Raw genomic sequence first — 22,060 nt, 5'->3', positions numbered from 1 at the left:
AAATTGTTAATGGATTGATTCATATTTGTTTTAGTTCCCTAAAAGGTTAAAAAGTAGGGATCTTAACCGTTTGAGATTTTGATATAAAATTTGGTGTTTTTTTATGAAGAAAACAGAGTCTTTCTTATTGATTTGGTTATTGGTTGCTTTTTTCGGATGTAGCTATAATGGTCAGAAAAACAAGGTAGATGTACTAATTATTGGTGGAGGAGCTAGTGGTAGTATGGCTGGCATTCAATCGGCCAGAATGGGCGCCAAAACTTTAATTGTTGAAGAAGGTCCATGGTTGGGTGGTATGCTAACTTCTGCCGGCGTTAGTGCAATTGATGGAAATTATCATCTCTATTCCGGTTTATGGGAAGAATTTAGACAGAGGCTTTATGATTATTATGGTGGGCCTGACTCTGTCAAAACAGGTTGGGTAAGTAATGTCCTGTTTGAGCCCTCGGTAGGCGAAAAGTTGATTAGAGAAATGGCTTTTGCTGAGTCAAATCTTGAAGTGGTTTTTAATTCAAAACTTGATACGTTAAAGAGAACTGATCATGGTTGGCTTGCCGCATTTGTTGGTGAAAACGGGTCATTTATCATTGAGGCGGAGGTGGTGATTGACGGTACTGAGCTGGGGGACGTTGCAAAAATGGTTGGAATCCCTTATGACATTGGAATGGATTCAAGGTATGACACCGGCGAGGAGATTGCACCTGATGAAAGTAATGATATAATTCAAGATATGACATATGTGGTTATTCTTCAGGATTATGGAGAAGGCACTGATAAGACTATTGCACGGCCCGAAAACTATGATCCAACCCCATTCTTTTGTACTTGTGCAGGAAAGTGTGATCCGGATACAATTTCTCGAATTTTATGGCCATGTGATAAAATGATTGAATACGGGCGATTACCCAACAATAAATATATGATAAATTGGCCCATATATGGTAACGATTATTATTTGAATGTAATAGAGCTGCCCCCGGCTGAAAGAAAAAAAGCATATGAGAAGGCCAAATGGTACACACGTTGTTACCTCTACTACTTACAAACAGAATTAGGGTTTAATTATTTAGGGATTGCTGAGAATGAATTTCCGACTGAGGATGGCTTTCCGCTTATCCCTTATCATAGGGAATCCAGACGCATAAAAGGTTTAGTAAGATTTACCGTTAATGATTTAGCCCGTCCGTTTGATCAGGAATTTCCCTTATATAGAACCGGTATCGCTGTAGGAGATTATCCAATCGATCATCACCATGCTGCTTATCCTGATCAATCGAAAGTGCCAGATCTGCATTTTTACCCGGTACCTTCATTCTCTGTCCCTCTGGGTACGCTTATACCCCAAGATGTTAAAGATTTTATTGTGGCCGAAAAATCTATATCGGTTACCAATATCGTTAATGGCGCTACCCGATTGCAGCCTGTTTGTATTCTTCTGGGGCAGGCTGCCGGAACTTTAGCAGCCTTATCGGCTAATAATCAAATCACACCTGCCGAGGTGTCGGTGCGTGAAGTTCAAACGCATCTTTTACAAGCAGGTGCTTACTTGATGCCATACCGGGACGTAATACCTGATGATCCTTATTGGTTAGATGTCCAAAAAATTGGAGCTACCGGATTGATAAGAGGTGAAGGAAAAAATATTGGATGGACTAATGTTACTTTATTTCATCCTGATTCTGTTATGACTATTGAAGCAATTAAACCCGGTATTAATGAGATGGCCCCAGAAATAGATATAATTGATTTTGAAGACAACAATATCTTATCAGTAAAAGATGGTTTGGATATTGCTATTGAGTTGGCAGAATATTTAAAACATAAATCCCTCAAAATGGATATTGATGAGCAGGTTAAACAATGGTGGACTCAATTAAATTTTGGTACATTTGACCCTGATTCACAGATAACCCGAGCTCAGATGGCTGTCTTGCTGAATCGTATTGCCGACCCATTCGCCTTAGAGGTTGATATGAAGGGGAGATTTGTACATAAATTATCGAGTGATAATTAATTTGTTTTGAAATAATTTTTTGATATGGTATTGAGAGCTATTTTATTTTTGATGGTGCTTTTAATTAGTGGGTGCCGTTCAACTAATATCGAAGTTATTGCCCATCGGGGTGCTTCAGGTGAAGAAACTGAGAATACTATTGCTGCAATTAAAAAAGCCATCGAATTGAATACAGATGCCATCGAAATTGATATATGGAGAACAAAGGATGATTCAATAATAGTTTTTCATGACCGGCATACGGCACGGTTGAGTAATGATTCACTCATTATCCCTGAAGCTTATTTTGCTGATTTACGAAACTTGACACTTAAAGGGAACAGAAAAATTCCAACACTTCGAGAGGTTTTGGAGATTTTGCCGGATGATATGAAATTGTTTATAGAGATAAAATGTTGTTGGGAAGTAGGAAAGGCCGGTGAAGTATTTCCTATGTTATCAGAGCTCTTGGAAGAAACCGGAAAAACCAGTCAGGCAGTAATTATTTCTTTCAATCCGGATAAGTTAGTTGAAGCTTCCGATTTTTTGCCTGATGTACCAACCTATTGGCTTGTATGGGAAAATAAACCGGTTGATGAATTGATTGAAAAGGCTCTTGATTACGGAGTTGACGGTCTCGATGTTAATTACGGTATTTTGAGTAACGAACTTTTATCTAAAGCTTCAATGAATAACTTGGAAATATATGTTTGGACCGTTAATGATCCAGTATTAGCAGAAAAAATTCTGGCTGAATATCCCGGTATAAAGGGTATTACAACAGATCATCCTGATTTAATAAAGAAAATAGTCATTCAGAAATAATTCAGGTAATATTCGTTTTCAGATATTGGATTATTTAAAATTCATTATACATTTATTGGTTAAAAAGAGCTCGCATACAAAACGCACAGTCTGAAGGCAGAAGAAGTTATTTGTGATTAGTCAACAGTCATTAATTAATGGACTAGTGACTAATGACTAACCATTAATGACTATTTTTAAGAACCAATATATCAATGAAGTAAGTAAATTTTATACGGATGAAACGAGCATGGCGACTTCTGCCTCAAAAGAGCATGTATAAATTTTATTAAGCCATGCGAGTTCCATTCGGCCAATGAGTTAAATAAATTATATACGAATGAAAATTAGACTATATACATTTTTTTTCGTTGTGTCGATATCAGGATTTTTGTTTGGACAGGATAAAAATTTTTACCCTGCCAATCATGAGTATTTTGATTACATGGGGCGTGTCGATTTATCAGACAGTGGATATGTCCGGTATGATTGGCCGGGTGTTAGGGTTCGATTCCGTTTTACCGGAAGGGAATTAAATCTTCATTTTAGTGGCGGCGAACGAAATTATTTTGACTTAGTAGTTGACGGAAAGCATCTTGGGGTTTTTCATGCTCCCAAAGATACAGTTCTTGAAATTAATGGGTTAAAAGGGCAAGGTCCGCATCGAGTCGAGTTTATTAAACGCACCGAAGGTGAAATGGGCGAAGTTCGTTTTTCTGGTGTTAAATTATCGTCCAAGGGTCAATTGCTTCCTTGGCTCGAAGTTTCAGAACGTCGTATTGAATTTATCGGAAACTCTATAACTTGTGGATATGGTGCAGAGGCCAAAAGCAGGGACGAAGATTTTGATCCCCGTACAGAAAATGTATTAAAGTCATATGCATCTATTGTTGCGAATGCTTTTGGAGCAGATTACCATGTTGTTGCCCATTCAGGGTTAGGAGTGGTTCGAAATTATGGTGATCCGCAAAAAGTGTCTGTGAATTTAGCCACAATGCCACAGCGATATTCCCGAACTTTAGATATGGATGATATTAAAAAATGGGACTTTTCTTCCTGGAAACCTGATGCTGTGATAATAAATTTAGGAACAAACGATTTTTCCACTGAACCCCATCCTGATAAAGTGATTTTTCAGCGTACGTATGAAAAACTTCTTTTGCAAATAAGAGAAGTTTATGGTCCAACAGTTTCTCTGTTTTGTCTGGTTGGACCAATGGTAAACGAGCCTTGTTTTACTTACGTGAAAGAGGTGGTGGAGAATTATAAAGTTTTGTATAATGATCCCAAGGTTTGTTTTATTGGGATTCCTACCGAGTTATTGAATGACCATGAAGATTTAGGAGCTGATTGGCACCCTTCCTATAAGGGACACCAAAAAATAGCCAATTTTATTATTCCCATTATGAGTAATTTTTTACAGTGGCAGTATTAATCCGAATATGGGCTTTTATATTAAATCATGTTGCTTGAAAATCATTGCAGAAGCTCCTATGCATACACTTTCACTGCCCAATAAAGAATTTTTTATGGTTACGTATTTTAATGGTAGGGGCAAAGCTGTTTTGTTTATTCCGGTTTTAATGCTATCTGTGAAAATATGTCCGGCCTGAGCAAATTTTCCTCCAAGAATGATTTGTTCTGGGTTTAATAGGTTAATAATATTGCCAAGAGTTTTTCCCAAAATTTCACCCATATTTTGTAGCAGGTTGATCGATAGTCCATCGCCCTGATTGGCGGCCGTTAATATGTCTTCATAGCGGATTTTGTCGAGCGATTTATCATTTAGTAATAGTGAAGTTCCGCCTTCCTGAATAGCGATTTTAAAGTTTTCCTCCAGGGCAAAACCGGAAACTTCCATACCTAAACAACCTCGTTTACCACAAATGCAAAGTTTGTCGGAATTTTCCAATTGCATATGTCCGAATTCGCCTGCGAATCCCATTCCGCCCGTAATAAGCTTTTTGTTTGCGATAATGGTCATCCCCAATCCTCTGCTTACATTCAATACCAACGCGTTTCTGGCATCTTTGGCCTGACCTAATACTTGTTCGGCTAATCCCATTACATGGGTATCGTTGTCAATTATTACCCTTTTTTGAAATATGTCTGAAAGGTATTGTCCAACAGGTTTTTCTGTGAAGTTAAAAAAATTATAGGATTCTCCCGTTATGGTGTTGACTCGCCCTGTAAGGCCTATGCCAATGCCCAAAATATTATCTTTTGCAACTTTAGATTCTTCTATGGTGTCTTGGATAAAGGTAATGACATCTTGCAAACATTCAGAAGTGTTCTTTAAGTCGAAATTTTGATCTTGTTTTTCAAAAATAACTTTTTGATCTAATCGAACTAATGAAACACTTATTCGCTTAAACTGTATTTCTACCCCTACAGCATAAAATCTGTTAATGTTTAACGAATATAACATGGGTTTTCGGCCATTTTCAGTCTCTTTTTTCCCTTCTTCCCTGACCAGGTTTTCTTCAATTAATTCGTTGATTAATTTAATTGTAGTAGGTGGGCTTATGCGAACTTGCTTTTGAAGTTCGGGGATCGTTAAGGCATTTCTTGATTTTGAGAGTGTCCGGATTATTTTGCTTTTTTGCTTGGCTTGCCGGCTTTGATTACTTACTTCATCTGATTCCCTAAAAACAGTATTTAAGTTCATTGTCCTCTTTTTTATTTTTTATTTGGCTGAGTGGTTAGTGTTAATTTTTCTTTTGAGTTTATAAAGGGTAAATATTAAAAAATTTTCTAAAGTAGGAAAGTTTTTGAGGAAATCTGTGTTTGACCTTATATTTTAAGAGAGAATAGAAGTATTCACAATAGATTGGCTAAAGAATTGAATTGGAAGGCTATTCTTTCGATTTTCCTTTATAATTGAAATATGATTTTGTGAAAAAACTTTCTTTAGAGGCTAAAACCACTGAGAATAAAAGTGCTATCCAATTTAATGGGGAGCAGTTTATTTTATGTTTTTATAGCGAACGGTGTTGCCGGCTCTGCTTCGTTTAATGGGGGCCCATTTTATTATTAGTTTCCATGGGTTTATAATGTTATTCTATCTCTTTGGAATCTTTTAGTAGTATAGGTGCTAAACCAAATGTTAATTAATATTTCTAAAAGGGTTATCATTAGTCCATCATTTTTGTCAAATGAATATCCTTTAAAGGATTGGAATTAAATGATCAGTATAGCTTATTTTATATCCTTAAAAGGATTCGTACTGATTGATTAGAATTATAAAAGATTAATCCTTAAAAGGATTTGCGCTGACTGATTAGAATAATTTAAATTTTATCCTTAAAAGGATTTATGTTGGTCGAAAAAAAAGTCAAAATCACAACTTTTAGGGGAGTTATTATTTGTAAATTTACTAGGAAATATCCTTTAAAAGATGGCAACGTGCCTGATTATTATAGCAAACAAAGCATCAGATTTATGGAAACGGTAATGAGTAAATATTGTTTTGAAAATTTTTAACGACTAAGGCATCCGTCAAATGGTAAAAAGGTAGATGCTAAAGACAGTGAATAAGAAACTTATTGTTTTGGTCTTTGGTGACATGCATTGTAATCTTTGATGATGGTTGTAAGGTAGTCCATATCAGTCAAATCGCTTGAAGTATTTAATTTTTGTTCGATAGCTTTCCTGGTGTTGTTTAACAAAAGTACATAGTTGTCGGGTCTTCGTTGAGAGTCGTTTACCACATTAATTACTTCCTTGATAATTTGGACATCTTTGTCGGAAAGAGTTTCGGCTTCGGGAAAACGAGGTTGATAGTCTTTTTCGACATCAACCCATAAGGTTTGCTGAAGGTTATTTTTTTTTCGGATTTTGAGGACTGTTGTTTGTGCCGCAATATCACCGAGACGCTGCCCTTTCCCATTTAAAATGATAACTAAAGTGGCTAAAGCCCCTGAAGTTATGGTAATATCTACTAAGCGAAATATCCATCGAATAAAACAACTACCGGCTGAAAGAGTGGTTCCATCTGCCTTGAACACCCTTATATTCATAATTCTTTTCCCGGGAGTTTGACCGTTGAAAAATAATTCAAAAATTAAATGATAAAAGGGAACAGGAAGAGAAAAGAGGATGATGATTCCCCATGCATCTATACTAAACCACTGGGCAATGGCTATGGCCTCTAAAATGATATAAATACCAACAAAAACAGCATCGAAAATATATGCCAAAATACGGTCGGCTACACTCGCAATAGGAAATTGTAAGGACACATTCTGAGAAGTATTTAGTTCAATTGTTTCCATTACCTATGTTGAATATTTCAGTTTGGTTTTAATTCAATCAATAACAAAAATGGCAAATAACAGTTAACCGACTTTTTTCTTATAATAAGTAAGTTTAGAAGTGGTTGTTTGGTGTTATTGACTTTATAGGAAAATTATTCTCTTATCCTCAAATGTCAATATTCTGAGTTGAAAATATTATAGACTGATCTTTTCGGTTGCTTTTTATGTTTGCAAATGTAATAAATGTAATGAAATTAACATTACAAGAAGAATTACCTTAAAACAAAGCGAGTTCCATCCGACCAATAACTTATATAAATTTTGTGCTGGTGAAAAAATAGAAATACTATATTTCCTAAAGAAGTGAATAATATAACCGAAATAAATTTGTGTTAGTGGCTATAGCATTTGGCATTGGAGATTCTGAGCTATTATTGTTTTTGTTAAATGTCAGAAATGGTGGTCTTTTTTCTTCAATTATAATTTTTTGATTAATTTGTGCCATGAGTAAAAAACTTGTGAATGCGGGAAATAACATTTATTCAGCAGAACCGTGAACGGTGGCAATCTTTTGAAAACAAAATTGCAACCCCAAAAAAGATGAGTCCTGATGAGTTGGCAGATCATTATATTCAGTTGACTGATGATTTATCATATGCAAGGACCTTTTTTCCGGAATCTTCTATTGTTGAGTATTTGAATGCATTAAGTAGTAAAGCCTATTATTTAATTTATCAAAATAAGCCCGAAAAGTCACATCGTTTTTTTTCTTTTTGGACCAAAGATCTGCCCAAAGATCTATATGACAGTAGGTATTATTTTTTATTATCGTTGGTTGTCTTTGTTGTTTCTATGTTCATTGGAGCTGTATCGGCGGTTAAAAATGATGATTTCGTGCGATTGGTTTTGAGTGACCAGTATGTAAATATGACATTGGATAATATAGAGAAGGGTGACCCATTGGGCGTTTACAGCCAGATGAATGAAGTTCCGATGTTTTTAATGATAACGGGCAATAATATTTTTGTCTCATTTGTAGTGTTTTTATTTGGTTTACTAAGCCCGTTAGGGACCTTTTTCCATTTGTTTCGGAATGGTGTTATGGTTGGTGCATTTCAGGCCTTTTTTTATCAGCATTCCTTATTAACGGTAGCTTCGCTTGGCATATTTTTACATGGTACGTTGGAATTATCGGCTATTGTATTGGCCGGTGGTGCAGGTATAATTTTAGGCAAAAGTTTTATTTGGCCCGGCACTTTACCTCGTAAAAGTGCTTTTCTGAGGGGAGTTAAAAAAGGAACAAGGATAATGATTGGCTTAGTACCTTTTTTTATAATGGCAGGCTTTATCGAAAGTTTTATTACAAGATATTACAATCAGATCCCATTTCTAATTAATTTAATTATTATTTTTGTTTCATTGACTATTGTTTTGGGGTATTTTATTTTTTATCCAATTTATATTCAGAAAAATCGACGGAAAAAAATAGTTTATAATGAATAAGCAAGCCATTGAATTAAAGCAGGATCGTGACTTTTCAGATGTTTTTAACGCAGCATTTGCTTTCATTACACAAGAGTTTAAACAGTTGTTCAAGGTTATTGCCTTATACGCCGGCCTTCCTATTATTCTTGCTGTAATTATGAATGTGTATTTTGTTCAAGATTATATGACCGCCTTTATGCAGGTAATTCAAGGGAGTAATAGTGTAGATAATAATGTTACTTCGGGTAGCCTAATCTTGTTAACCATTTTCTTTTCCATAATTGCAACGTTGTTTATTAGTGGACTTGTCCCCGCATATATGGGAGAATATGAAGAAAAAGGCAAAGGTAATTTCAGTTCAATAGATGTTTGGAAAAGATTTATTCGAAATTTGGGGGCAATATTTGGATACTCTTTTGTAGTTGGTATCATTGTATTATTTGGAATGCTTCTTTTTTTTATTCCGGGGATTTATTTTTTAGTGCCGTTGTCATTGATTCTTTACATAAAAATTATAGAAGGGAATGGATTTAGGAGAACATTTAGTCGTAGTTTTAAATTAATAAGAAAACGTTGGTGGGTTACCTTTGGAGTAATTATTTTAGCTTATATAATCATTGCAATTGTAGGAGCCTTATTTTCTTTCCCGGCAATGATAATGACCGGTATAGAAGGTTTCCTATATAGTAGGAATCAAATAGATGGCGAAATCGGGAAATCTATAGGAGTTATTTTAACGAATATTATAGGTAACCTTGGGCAATATTTAGTCTATCCTGCATTGTATATAATCATTGGTTTTCAATATTACAGTCTTAGAGAACAAAAAGACCGAGAAGTTTTATTAAATAAAGTATCAGCCATTAATTCGAATGTATAATGCAGAGATTATTATCTCTTGTTTTATTATTTTTTATAGGTACTTTTTCTGTCAATGGAACCTTAAAGGATACTACGGATGTTATATCTCATTCCAATAAAGATGTTTGGGATGAGGGGGGGGAAGTAGTAGTCCGGTCATTTCAACAAGATAAGATAAATGCTTATAAAAAGAATCCTCGTTATAGGTATGATAGGGGTCAGGGGCCGGGTTTCTGGGAAAATTTATTACTGGCACTGTTAAGTTGGATTTTTATAACACCTGAAGGTCGTCCTTGGTTCTTTTACATATTGTTAGGTCTTGTTGGGTTGGGTGGGATTTTCATGGTGTTGAAATTTCTGGATGTTCCGATGAGCAAGTTGCTTGTGCTGTCGTTGCCACATGATGCTGTTGCTCTGCAATTTGGCACAGATGAACAAGAGGTATCTTTGGAGAAGTTAAATGAAATGCTTCAATTATACCGTACTAATGGAGCATACAGAGAGGCCGTGAGGGTGTTGTTTCATTTATATCTTCGAGTTCTTCAGGAAAAAGGGGCCATCAAATTGCGGAATTATAAAACCAATGTAGATTATTTTCATGAAATAGGCGATGAAAGCGAAAAAATGCGATTTCAGCGATTAAGTCACATGTTTGAAGCGATATGGTATGGACATCTGTCAGTTTCTGAAGCGCAGTATAAAAAGATGGAAATAGAATTTAAAGAGGCATGCGAAGGAGGTAAGTTATGAAACAGCTTTCGCGGAAAGAAAAGATCCTTACGCAGCTTGTAGGAGTTGTTTTTTTACTATTGGTTTTAGCGGCCATCTTTGCTCCGCCTTCTTTGGACTGGAGTTATAGTTTTTCGAGAAATGATGAGATTCCTTTTGGTAATGAATTAGTTTTTGAATCATTGCCGGAATTATTTCCCGGAGAAGAAATTATCACATCCTGGACCTCGCCGCATTTATTTTTGGAAGAAAAGATACCCTTAAATACAAACTTCATTTACATTAATGGCCGAATAAATGCAAAACCCTCTGATGTTGATGTATTACTGGATGCTGCGAAAGCGGGAAACCATATTTTTATGGCTTCTGAAGTTGTTTATGGTGTGTTGGCCGATACCTTTAAATTGGAGTATAAACCCGAGCTTTGGGAGGATTTGGATTTTTTTTCCAGTGATTCGGTGGGATTTTATTTTGCCAATAAAAAGTTGAATAATGGATTTGGCTATTGGTATCCCAAATGGATGACACGTTTTTATTTTAGCCGTTACGATACTTCCCGGGTTACCGTTTTAGGATATGATGATAAAGGAAAGACAAATTTCATTAAAGTAAAATTTGGTAATGGATATTTTTATTTTCATAGTAATCCCCTTGCTTTTACCAATTACCATTTTTTATCCCGCAATAATTATGAATACATTAGTAAAGCCTTATCCTATCTTCCGGTTCAGGCAACAGTTTGGGACGAATATTATAAACCCGGACATATGCATGTCGAGGGGCTTTTCGACTATGTATTAGAGAATGGCTCATTGCAAATGGCCTGGTATATAATATTAGTTGGCGTATTGGCATTGTTTGCATTTGGGAGTAAGAGGGTTCAACGACCTATTCCGGAGATAAAAACGCCGGAGAATTCATCTCTTACTTTTATAGAAACTATTGCAAAACTTTATTATCATCGTCAGGATCATTTGGATATTGCAAAGAAGAGATTTACTTATTTTTTAGAGTTTTTACGAACCAAATATTTTATTAATACTTCTTTAGAAACGAGTAGGGTTATAGGGGAGGTTTCACAAAAATCAGGGGTGTCGGAGCGAACGGTAGCAGCCCTCTTTCAAATGGGGAATCGTTTACAGGAACTTCGTCGGATTTCTCAGGAAGATCTAGAACAATTTAATAGACAAATTGATTTTTTTTACAATAATTGCCAATAGTTATGGACTTAGATAATTTATCTGTTGATGACGGCCAATCATTGTTCAACAACCGATTGAATGTTGAAGAACTAAATCATGCTGCCTTTAAAATACGGAATGAGATTGGGAAAGTTATCGTTGGTCAGGAGCGCGTATTGGATTACTTACTGACCGCTCTGCTGGCCAATGGGCATGTCCTATTAGAAGGAGTTCCGGGCATTGCCAAGACAATGATTGCGAAATTGTTGTCAAGATGTGTTAGCACTGGCTTTTCCAGGATACAGTTTACGCCTGATTTGATGCCATCGGATGTATTAGGCACAATGGTATTTCACTCCGGCCGCTCGGAATTTGAGTTTAAAAAAGGGCCTATTTTTTCGAATATTGTTTTAATTGACGAGGTTAACAGGGCGCCTGCCAAGACACAGGCAGCATTATTTGAAGTTATGGAAGAGAGACAGGTAACCATCGATGGTATTACTCATTCTATGGCTTCCCCATTTATAGTTTTGGCCACTCAAAATCCTGTTGAGCATGAGGGCACCTATCGATTACCGGAGGCACAGCTGGACAGGTTCCTCTTCAAAATAAAGTTGGATTATCCTACCGTAGATCAGGAAGTCACCATATTGCAGAATGCACAGGAACGTGGGAATGTCCCGGAAACTCTAGAGGTTTTGCCGGTTATTACAGCCGAAGAGATTATAGACTTTCAAGAACTTGTTACAAAAATAAGAGTTGACCATGATATAATCAGTTATATTGCAAAAATAGTTGACAAAACACGCAATAATAGTGACTTGTTTTTGGGGGCCAGTCCACGGGCATCTCTTGCCATTTTGCGTTCGGCTAAGGCTTTTGCGGCCTTAGAGGGTCGTGATTTTGTAACCCCCGAAGATGTCAAAGAGATGGTTATTCCAGTTTTGAACCATCGTGTTATTTTAACGCCTGAAAGGGAAATGGAAGGACTACAACCCGAAAATGTTATCCGTCGTATTGTTGACTCAATTGATGTTCCCAGATAATAGGAATTTAAAATTGGACGTTTGTAGTTTTCTATTGAAACGAGCATGGCGACTTTTGCTAAAAAGGACATGTATAATTTTGGCTATGCCATGCGAGGTCCATTCGGCCAATGAGTTAAATTAATTTTATACGAATGAATAGCAATATATTTTTAAGATCCTGAATGATTATCCAGACATTATTTTTACGAAAAAATTTCTATTTCGGTCTGTCGATTCTGGCTGTTCTCTTTTTGTTGGGGCATTTCTGGTATTTATTCCACGTCCTTGGGTTTATTGGAATAACTGCTTTTGTTGCACTGATAGCCATCGATGTAATAATGCTATACCGGCGAGGGGGAGCCGTAATAGAAGGGACAAGAAATCTTTCAGAACGGTTTAGTTTCGGAGATGCCAATTCTGTATCGATTGAATTAAAGAATTTGCTTCCCTTTCGTGTACGTTGTGAGGTAATAGATGAGCTACCTATTCAGTTTCAGATTCGGGATTTTTTTAAGCAGGGATGGCTTTCACCAGGTGGGGAATGGTCGTTTAAATATACTTTAAAACCCTTGGAGCGGGGTGAATACCATTTTGGCAATCTCAATGTTTTTATTTCGACACCGCAGGGATTGTTGTCGCGGAGGGTGATTGTCGCCGGGTCCAAGATGGTGAAGGTTTATCCTTCGTTTATGCAAATGCGTAAGTTTGAATTAATGGCCATCTCTAACCGGTTAAGTGATGTGGGGATTAAAAGAGTAAGGAAATATGGACATCAGATGGAATTTGACCAGATTCGTGAATATATAAAGGGTGACGATGTCCGAACAATTAATTGGAAAGCTACAGCCCGTAAAGACCATCTGATGGTCAATCAATATCAGGATGAAAAATCTCAGCAGGTTTATTCTCTTATTGATATGGGGCGTACGATGAAAATGCCCTTTAATGGGATGACCTTATTGGACAATGCCATAAATACTTCGCTTGTGTTGGCCAATATAGCCATGCTAAGACATGATAAAGCTGGTTTGATAACTTTTAATGAAAAAGTAAGATGCGTGCTTGGCGCCCGGAGAGATAAACGACATTTGCAAACCATAATGGAAATGCTATATAACCAGGAAACAGGTTTTATGGAGCATAATCTTGAAGCCTTATATTCCGCTGTGCGGTATAATATTCCGCAACGTAGTTTGCTGGTTTTGTATACTAACTTTGAAAGCTTGAAGTCAGCTCAAAGGGAAATACCATTGCTTAGACGGATAGCCACCAATCATCTGTTGGTGGTGGTTTTTTTTAAAAATACAGAAATTGAAAAACTGATTCATAAAAATGCTAACGATCTGGAAGATATTTACCGGCAAACCATTGCCGAAAAATTTATTTTTGACAAAAAATTAATAGTTAGAGAACTTGAGCGCAACGGCATTCAGGCAATTTTAAGCAAACCCTCAGAACTTACTGTAGCAACCATAAATAAATATTTAGAATTAAAATCGAGAGGTCTTATCTAGACAAATAAAATGAGCATGTTAACGGGTAAAAACAGTTGAATCATGCAGGTTTTATTTGGCCAATATTAGTTAAAATACTAGTGAATATCAGAAATTAAAGCCGAAGTTAAAGTACCATCTTAAACGATTGTCAGAATTATTACTTCCAACCCCCAATTGCAGAGGGCCCAGAAAACTGTTGTAAGCCATAATTAATCCGTATCCAAAAATTTTGTCTGTTTGGTTAAAGTCTATGTGTTCAATGACCTGAGGTAGGTTGGAGTCTGTCATAAGGAAGCCACCGATTGCACTAAAATGAATTTGTTTGGTGCAATTATACCGCAGGTTTATTTCCCCCAGGGTAAAATCTTCTGCAATTATTTCCCGAAAGGAATAACCCATAAAATAGATTTCATTGTTTCGGTTATTAAAAGGCATACCTCCGATAAAGGTTAAACCTAGAAGGGGTTGTGGACGACTGATGATTTGTCCGGAGGCTCTTAATCCAGCAGTGAATTTGTTGGTGATTGGAATATATTTTTTCAAGGTACCGTTTACAGTAAAAAAGTTTTGGTAAGGACAATCGGTAACCGGTGCAATCATACTTTCTCCGGCAGGGGAGCCCTTATAAAGTTGTTGAGCATCGAGATTGAATTTGTAACTAATTTTAATTTCCGAACCTTTAACTGGGAAAAATCGTCGATCTATAGAGCTATAAATAAAATCGAAATTAGAAGAGAGGAACTGATTCCCGAATCGTTCGACACCGGCTTGAAAGATATCAAAAAATCCGGTTTTGCTTTGAAGGGTAGACTTGTAAAGTCTGAGATAGGCATCCATTTGCCAGCGGGTACCAAGAGCCGTCATAAAGCCAAATCTGGCTGAAGCGAAAGAATGTTTAAACGTGCCATATTTTGAGCCATTGTCGACATAAACCGGAAGTTTGTTGCTTTCGAATTCACCTCCAAATTTGATGGCAGTGATTTGGCGCTCACCCATGAAATTGATTTGAGAGAAACTAATTCGAGGTGATTCGGAAATATCCACATTAAGTGAAGTTCGTGAGGCTTTACCCATTATATTTCTGAGGGTGAGGTTGGATAAAAGCCCGGCTTTATTTTCATTATCAAAATGAAGTGAAAATTTAGCTTTTCCTTTAGGACTCTCTTCTATATTTAAAGAGAGTATATAATCAGAAGAATCTGTTGGAATTAAATCATATGTAATATTTTCAAAATAACGGGTTCCCATAGATTTTTTTAGTCCCTCATCCAGTAACTTAGGAGTGATGGAATCACCCGGTTGAATACCCAAATGTCCGAGTAGGAACTGGCGATTTGTATTTTGTAAACCATTGATGGTGATTTGAGAAATTTTTATTTGTCTGTTTTTGTTTTTGTTAACTACTGGACTGCTTTTGCCATTGTTAATTGAGTCGGCGAGCTGACGGATTTGATAGATTTTTTCACGAGCGGCCTGTTCGCCCAGCTCAATAATTTTTTGTGCATCGAAAAAACTGCCGGTGTTGAAATTTTTTAAATCGGGGGAGATAAGTAAATCGGTATGTCGAATGGCTCTTCTGGTTGAGACGTTTCCTGCAATGGTTGCCGAAGCCATCAAAATTTCGGGGAAAGATTTTAGTTTATCTTCGGGACCATCCTGAAATCCTACATTAACCCCAATAATAATGTCGGCACCCATTTGACGGCATAATCGAACGGGGAAGTTGTTAAGGATACCGCCGTCGACCAGGAATAAAGTGTCGATTTTTACGGGCGAAAAGACCGTAGGGATTGACATGCTGGCCCTCATGGCTGTTGCTAAATTTCCACTTTTAAAAACATATTCTTGTCCGCTGTTAAGGTCGGCGGCGACACACCGAAAGGGTATGGGTAGGTTGTCAAAGTCTTTAATATCTGCAATGTGCCAGGTAAGCCTGGAAAAGAGGGCACTAATCTGTTGCCCTTTAATCAATCCAGAGGGTATTTCAAGGCCTTTGGATGTTATGGTAAATTCCGCCTGGTAACGATTATAGTCTTCTTTTTCATGGGGTGATATACTGGTAAGCGGTAGTTCGTCACTGAGCAGCCGTCCCCAGTCAACGTGGTTAACGATGGAATCCAGTTCATGGGCACTATATCCGGCAGCGTATAGACCTCCAATAATGCTTCCCATGCTCGTACCTGCAATATAGTCAGGGATAATACCTTCTTCTTCCAAAACCTTAAGAACTCCAATATGTGCTAATCCTTTCGCTCCTCCTCCGCTAAGCACCAGTCCTATGGTACTTTTCTTTGGGGATTGGGCAAGGCTAATTTCTATTATAACACTAGCAAAAATTAAACAAAGAAGGCTAATTTTTTTACTCATTGTTTAGAATGGATTTTTACAAAAGTAAAAGAATCCTTGTGTATGATGCCAGAAAAAAGATTAATAATTGGTTGAGGTGTTTATTTTGTTTGTTAAAAAGGTGGAAAAATAAGATTTAATGAAATGAGCATGAACACCAAAAGTTGTCATAATAAGAACATGTGTAAATTTTAGGTCATGCGAGTTCTATTCGGTTAATGACTTAAGTAAACTTTATACGAATAAAACGAGCATGGTGACTTTTGCCACAAAAGAGCATGTATAAACGACAAAGGCAGAAGTGCACAGGCAGAAGGCAGAAGAAGTCAATAGTCATTTGTTGAACAGTCATTAGTGTTAAAGGACTAGTGACTATTGACTAACCACTAATGACTACTTTTAAGAAACAATATATCAATGAAGTAAGTAAAATTTATACGAATGAAGTTAATTAGTGTAATTCCAATGCTCTGGTAACGATACGAAGGGTATCAGAGGGTGAACGGGTTGATGTATCAGCAATGATTTTGGCTTTATTATAATAGGGTGCCCGTTCGGAAAGTTTTCTGGAGATGAATTCTCTTAATTCAGATTCTTCTTTATCGGCAATTAAGGGTCTATGATTTTTGGCCGGGAGGAGCCGATTGACAAGATCTTCGACATTAACTTTAAGGTAAATAGTAGTGCCATGATTGTTCATAAAATCCATGTTATTGAAATAGCATGGAGTTCCACCTCCTGTTGCAATAACAGCGTTTGTTTTATCAACTGTTGATAGTAAAACTTTATGTTCTAGTTTTCTAAATTCATCTTCACCTAAGTCAGAAAAGATTTGTGAAATAGAAACTCCTTCCTGTTGTTCGATAAAGTGGTCAAGGTCAATAAATTCGCGATTAAGATGTTTGGCCAGCAAACGCCCAAAGGTTGTTTTTCCGCTTCCCATAAAACCGGTTAAATATATTGGTTTTGTCATAACTACTGGCAATTTGGTGATTTTGTTAAAAAAACAGAGGCATAACAGCCGGTTTTAAATAAAGTATTACAATTATTTACAGAGGTATTTGAGCTTTTTAATGGTTGACTACCCATTTATATAACATTACCTCTGAATGATGGTATGTTTCCTTTATGAGAATTCCGGTTGACATGCCTGTCTCAAAAAAATGTTAAGCATAAAACAAAAATTCCTTTGTCGAACCTATGTTTTAAAACTAATAAGTTTTTAGAAAATAGACATTTGTCCCTTTTCATCATCATCTTCCGGGTTGTTGTTTTCGTTATCCGGAATATCTTGCGGTTCATTTTTTTTGATAGGTTCCAGTTCCATGATTTTTTGTACCTGATATGTGGTTAACCTTTTACCTCGAGCTCTCCAACCTTTAACATTGATGAATTCGGCTACTTCCACAATCATTTTTTCGCGGTTTTTGTCTTCACCACCAAATTTTATTTCCAGACGAGGATAATCAACCTGAGTAAGTTTTACCAAATAAGATTTTGGATTGTCACCGATAAATCGCTGAGGTTTATTTACCGGTTCCACCTGAAATCTTTTTACGTAATAATAATTTTGGTCGGCATCGAAATAGACGGCTGACCATACTACCTCGGGGTTGAATTTTTCGATAACGAGGATGTTATCTTCATAGTGGTTGGTAAGGTCAAAACTGGTCTGGAAAAAATAACCGTCTTTGGTCATAACCAAAATTTGGTCACCCGCATGAAATTCTCCGAGATATTTACCTCTACCATCAGCATTAAGACGAAGGATTTCCGGTTCGAACCAAATTTTTCGTCCACCCAAAGTGCTTTCTCCTTTTTTCTTTAAAACAATTTTGTGGATGTCGTATTTTGAAAGAATATTTCCTTGTGCACCTCTTCCTTTAATGGCCTGGTTAGCCATGTCAAATTCAAAGATTTGATTTCTGAGTCGTGGTCGTGGTTTCAGAATTACTTTTAAAATTTCAGCTTCGCCATTGGGGTTTGCGCTAAAATATAATACTTCTGAGCCTGGTGTTCCTTTGGTTAGGTTATATTCTTTATCTCGCGTTACACCTGTTACGGCAAATCTTTTCACATAAGCATTTCCACGCTTTCCGTCACGGTATACGACATTATAAATAGTTCGTTTATCATTTCGTTTAAAGACGGCGATATGGATAATGTTCTTTCCTACAAAGGCCTTTTCTTGTACTTTCGTCACCAGATATCTTCCATCTTTGTAAAAGATGATAATATCATCGATATCGGAACAGTTGCAGACAAATTCATCTTTTTTGAGAGCTGTTCCGATGAAACCGTCTTTACGATTGATGTATAATTTTTCGTTTTTTACAACCACTTTAGAAGCTTCGATGTTTTCAAAGCTTCTGATTTCCGTCATTCTTGGGTAGTTTGAACCATATTTCTTTTTTAAATTTTTGAAATATTCGATGGCGTAAGGAATGATATTTCGCAGATTAAATTCTACTTGTTCCAGTTCTTCTTCGAGAGCTGAGATATATTCATCGGCCTTCTTTGAGTCGTAACGGGATATTCTCTTAATTTTAATTTCTGTTAGTTTGATAATATCTTCTCTGGTAACCTCACGCTTGAGTAATTTTTTAAATGGTTCTAACCCATGGTCAATAGTTTGAATAATGGCTTCATATGTTTCGCACTCTTCGATGCGTTGATAAATTTTATTTTCGATGAATATTTTTTCAAGAGAAGAGAGATGCCATGCTTCTTCGAGTTCCCCTTTTCTAATTTCCAGTTCTCTGGTTAATAAATGAACGGTGTGATTGGTGTTTTCTTTAAGTATCTGGGTAACGGGGAGAAAAGCTGGTTTATCGTCCTGAATAACACATGAGTTAGGGGAAATAGAGAGTTCACAATCGGTGAAAGCATAAAGAGCATCTATAGTTTTATCGGGGGATGTATTTGCCGGTAGGTGGACGAGGATTTCCACTTTTTCGGCGGTGTTGTCATCGATTTTTTTGATTTTTATTTTTCCTTTTTCATTGGCCTTGAGGATAGATTCTATAAGCGAGGTAGTCGTTTTACCAAAAGGTATATCAGAAATAACCAGGGTTCTACTGTCGAGCTTACTGATTTTAGCTCTGACTTTTACCACCCCACCTCTTAAGCCGTCATTGTATCTGGAAACGTCTATCATCCCGCCTGTAGGAAAATCGGGATAGAGTTGAAACGGTTCTCCTTTTAGATAAGCGATGGATGCATCAATAAGTTCAGCGATGTTATGTGGTAATATTTTAGAAGCCAGTCCAACAGCAATTCCTTCAACTCCCTGAGCCAGTAATAAAGGAAATTTTACGGGTAAAGTAACGGGCTCCTGATTACGCCCGTCATAAGATGGTTTCCATTCAGTGGTTTTGGGATTAAAAACTACCTCAAGAGCAAATTTGGTAAGTCTGGCTTCTATATATCTGGGTGCTGCAGCACTATCACCGGTATAAATATTACCCCAGTTACCTTGCGTATCGATAAGGAGGTTTTTTTGTCCGAGTTGTACCAGCGCATCACCAATTGAAGCATCACCATGTGGGTGGTATTGCATGGTATAGCCAATGATGTTGGCCACTTTGTTGTACCTACCATCTTCCATCCGACGCATGGCATGAAGTATCCTCCGTTGCACCGGTTTTAAACCGTCTTTAATGTGCGGGACGGCACGCTCTAAAATAACATAGGAAGCATAGTCGAGGAACCACGACCGATACATTCCCTGTAGCGGGGTAATTTTTACTTCCTGTTCATTATCATTTTGGGCTGGTAAGTTTTTATCTTCCTGTTTTTGGGAATCTTTGTTGTTTTCTTCAGGTATTTCCGGAAATTTATTGTTTTTATCGCTCATTTTTTAAAGCATTTCTTCATCAATCACCAGGTTGTTAATGATAAAATTTTGTCTTTCAGGGGAGTTCTTGCCCATGTAAAATTCTAGCAGCTCTTTAAACGCATCCCCTTTTTTCATCGTAACCGGTTCCAACCGGATATCTTTCCCGATAAAATGTTTGAATTCATCGGGGGAAATTTCTCCCAAACCTTTAAACCTGGTAATTTCAGCATTTTTTCCAATTTTTTTAATGGCTTCAATACGTTCTTGTTCGGTATAGCAATAAAAAGTTTGTTTGTTGTTCCGCACTCTAAAGAGGGGTGTTTGAAGAATAAACAGATGCCCGTTTTTAATAAGTTCCGGAAAGAATTGCAGAAAAAACGTTAGTAACAACAAGCGAATGTGCATTCCATCCACATCGGCATCTGTGGCAATAATTACCTGATTATACCGCAGAGCTTCAATGCCTTCTTCAATATTAAGCGCGGCTTGTAGCAGGTTGAACTCTTCGTTTTCATAAACCACCTTTCTGCTCAGTCCGTAAGTGTTAAGCGGTTTTCCTTTTAGGCTGAAAACGGCCTGTGTGGTTACGTCACGAGCTTTGGTGATAGATCCGGAGGCAGAGTCACCCTCGGTAATGAAAATAGAAGTTTCCATTTTACGTTCGTGATTGGAATTAAAATGGATACGGCAATCACGAAGTTTTTTATTGTGCAGGTTGACTTTTTTAGCTCGTTCGCGAGCAAGCTTTTGTATGCCGGAAATAGCTTTACGCTCTTTCTCAGATTCTAGGATTTTTTTATGAAGTATTTCTGCTACTTCGGAATTTTTATGGAGGAAATTGTCTAATTTTTCTTTTACAAATTCCATCATATAGTTCCGGATGGATGGTCCACCCGGTGACATATCTTTTGAACCCAGCTTAGTTTTGGTCTGCGATTCAAAAACAGGTTCTTCAATTTTAATACTAACGGCGGCAACGATTCCGGAACGGATGTCGGAAACGTCAAAATTTTTATTGTAAAAGTCTCTGATGGTTTTTACGTAGGCTTCCCGAAAAGCTTGCAAATGGGTTCCACCCTGGGTGGTATGTTGACCGTTCACAAAAGTATAATATTCTTCTCCATATTGATTGCAGTGAGTAACGGCAATTTCCAGGTCATCATCCTTGAGCGAAATAATCGGATATAAACTGGTTTCGGTCATTTGTTCATCCAGAAGATCGAGAAGTCCATTTTCCGACTTGTAAACTTCGCCATTAAAGTGAATTGACAGCCCGGCATTTAGATAAGTATAATTTTTGAGAAGAGAAATAATGTATTCATTCTTGAATTTGAAGTTGGTAAAGATGGACCCATCAGGAATGAACTCGACGTATGTTCCGTCGGCCTCGTGAGTAGATTCTACCGGTGCTTCCTCAACTAATTCTCCTTTGCTGAAAACGACGCGTTTGGTTTCGCCCTTACGGAAAGCCTGAACAACAAAGTGATCTGAAAGAGCATTGACAGCTTTTATCCCTACTCCATTTAATCCCACCGATTTTTTAAAAACTTTGCTGTCGTATTTGGCGCCGGTATTCATTTTACTGGAAACATCCAGGACTTTTCCCAAAGGAATACCTCGTCCAAAATCTCTTACTGATACTTTAGTGTCTGAAAGTTGAATATGTATTTCCTTCCCGAAGCCCATCATATACTCGTCAACAGAGTTGTCCAGGACTTCTTTGAGAAGAACATAAATTCCGTCATCAGCAAAAGTTCCATCGCCGAGCTTTCCAATATACATTCCCGGCCTTTTCCTGATATGTTCTTTCCAATCGAGTGTGCGTATGGTATCTTCTGAATAATTCTGCACCATTTTTGCTTCTTTATTTAAGTCTTCTCTTTAAAATTTTACCATGATTTTCTCTATCTCGTTCAATTGTGGACATCAATATTGCATGCTGTCTATTTTACATGGTTTGCCTCTATTTTACTTATGGCAAGTAATTTACCAATATTGAAACCAGCAAGTCTTTACTGAATCTAAACTAGTTTTATTGTGACA

Annotated in this window: 15 protein-coding genes; 9 read left to right on the top strand and 6 right to left on the bottom strand. The window is 37.0% G+C overall.

The features are described 5' to 3' along the window. The first annotated feature begins 103 nt into the window (after positions 1-103). From BM130_RS00885 to BM130_RS00875, 3 genes are all read left to right on the top strand, one after another. Complete coding sequence (locus BM130_RS00885) at positions 104-2,014, top strand: FAD-dependent oxidoreductase (RefSeq protein ID WP_010526913.1); 1,911 nt, start codon at positions 104-106, stop codon at positions 2,012-2,014. Between the two features lie 24 nt (positions 2,015-2,038). Further along, positions 2,039-2,818 carry a glycerophosphodiester phosphodiesterase gene (locus BM130_RS00880; RefSeq protein WP_010526914.1) on the top strand — a complete coding sequence of 260 codons (780 nt, stop codon included), beginning with the start codon at positions 2,039-2,041 and terminating at the stop codon, positions 2,816-2,818. 319 nt (positions 2,819-3,137) lie between these two features. Continuing rightward, on the top strand, positions 3,138-4,232 hold the full coding sequence (locus tag BM130_RS00875; RefSeq protein WP_010526915.1) for an SGNH/GDSL hydrolase family protein: 1,095 nt from the start codon (positions 3,138-3,140) through the stop codon (positions 4,230-4,232). A gap of 15 nt (positions 4,233-4,247) precedes the next feature. Here BM130_RS00875 and BM130_RS00870 read toward each other — a convergent pair whose 3' ends face one another. Further along, the gene (locus tag BM130_RS00870) at positions 4,248-5,465 is read right to left on the bottom strand and encodes an ROK family transcriptional regulator (RefSeq protein ID WP_010526916.1); all 1,218 of its coding nucleotides are present in this window, start codon (positions 5,463-5,465) and stop codon (positions 4,248-4,250) included. A gap of 874 nt (positions 5,466-6,339) precedes the next feature. Then, on the bottom strand, positions 6,340-7,071 hold the full coding sequence (locus BM130_RS00865) for an RDD family protein (protein ID WP_010526917.1): 732 nt from the start codon (positions 7,069-7,071) through the stop codon (positions 6,340-6,342). A 504-nt stretch (positions 7,072-7,575) separates the two neighbouring features. Between BM130_RS00865 and BM130_RS00860 the strand changes: the two genes are divergently transcribed. The 6 genes from BM130_RS00860 (at position 7,576) to BM130_RS00835 (ending at position 13,851) form a co-directional block, all read left to right on the top strand. After that, positions 7,576-8,556, top strand: a complete 981-nt coding sequence (locus BM130_RS00860; RefSeq protein ID WP_010526918.1) for a stage II sporulation protein M — start codon at positions 7,576-7,578, stop codon at positions 8,554-8,556. Beyond that, positions 8,549-9,418: a hypothetical protein gene (locus BM130_RS00855; protein WP_010526919.1), complete on the top strand. Its 870-nt coding sequence runs from the start codon at positions 8,549-8,551 to the stop codon at positions 9,416-9,418. The genes BM130_RS00860 and BM130_RS00855 overlap by 8 nt, the downstream gene beginning before the upstream one ends. After that, positions 9,418-10,149: a DUF4129 domain-containing protein gene (locus BM130_RS00850; RefSeq protein ID WP_010526920.1), complete on the top strand. Its 732-nt coding sequence runs from the start codon at positions 9,418-9,420 to the stop codon at positions 10,147-10,149. Before BM130_RS00855 ends, BM130_RS00850 begins: the two co-directional genes overlap by 1 nt. Continuing rightward, positions 10,146-11,348 (top strand): DUF4350 domain-containing protein, encoded by a 1,203-nt coding sequence (locus BM130_RS00845; RefSeq protein WP_010526921.1) that lies wholly within the window; start codon positions 10,146-10,148, stop codon positions 11,346-11,348. Before BM130_RS00850 ends, BM130_RS00845 begins: the two co-directional genes overlap by 4 nt. Positions 11,349-11,350: 2 nt before the next feature. Further along, positions 11,351-12,355: an AAA family ATPase gene (locus tag BM130_RS00840; protein ID WP_010526922.1), complete on the top strand. Its 1,005-nt coding sequence runs from the start codon at positions 11,351-11,353 to the stop codon at positions 12,353-12,355. 164 nt (positions 12,356-12,519) lie between these two features. After that, positions 12,520-13,851: a DUF58 domain-containing protein gene (locus tag BM130_RS00835; protein ID WP_010526923.1), complete on the top strand. Its 1,332-nt coding sequence runs from the start codon at positions 12,520-12,522 to the stop codon at positions 13,849-13,851. Positions 13,852-13,938: 87 nt separating this feature from the next. Here BM130_RS00835 and BM130_RS00830 read toward each other — a convergent pair whose 3' ends face one another. The 4 genes from BM130_RS00830 to BM130_RS00815 form a co-directional block, all read right to left on the bottom strand. Next, the gene (locus BM130_RS00830; RefSeq protein WP_010526924.1) at positions 13,939-16,200 is read right to left on the bottom strand and encodes a patatin-like phospholipase family protein; all 2,262 of its coding nucleotides are present in this window, start codon (positions 16,198-16,200) and stop codon (positions 13,939-13,941) included. A 430-nt stretch (positions 16,201-16,630) separates the two neighbouring features. Further along, positions 16,631-17,152, bottom strand: coding sequence for a shikimate kinase (locus BM130_RS00825; RefSeq protein WP_010526925.1), 522 nt, complete (start codon positions 17,150-17,152; stop codon positions 16,631-16,633). A 249-nt stretch (positions 17,153-17,401) separates the two neighbouring features. Then, positions 17,402-20,035 carry a DNA gyrase/topoisomerase IV subunit A gene (locus tag BM130_RS00820; RefSeq protein ID WP_010526926.1) on the bottom strand — a complete coding sequence of 878 codons (2,634 nt, stop codon included), beginning with the start codon at positions 20,033-20,035 and terminating at the stop codon, positions 17,402-17,404. Positions 20,036-20,038: 3 nt separating this feature from the next. Further along, positions 20,039-21,871, bottom strand: a complete 1,833-nt coding sequence (locus BM130_RS00815) for a DNA topoisomerase IV subunit B (RefSeq protein ID WP_010526927.1) — start codon at positions 21,869-21,871, stop codon at positions 20,039-20,041. Positions 21,872-22,060 lie beyond the last annotated feature (189 nt).

It is taken from the genome of Thermophagus xiamenensis (assembly GCF_900112795.1).
In the GTDB taxonomy this organism is placed as follows: Bacteria; Bacteroidota; Bacteroidia; order Bacteroidales; family Marinilabiliaceae; genus Thermophagus; species Thermophagus xiamenensis.
This window is presented reverse-complemented; position numbering and strand designations above follow the sequence as displayed.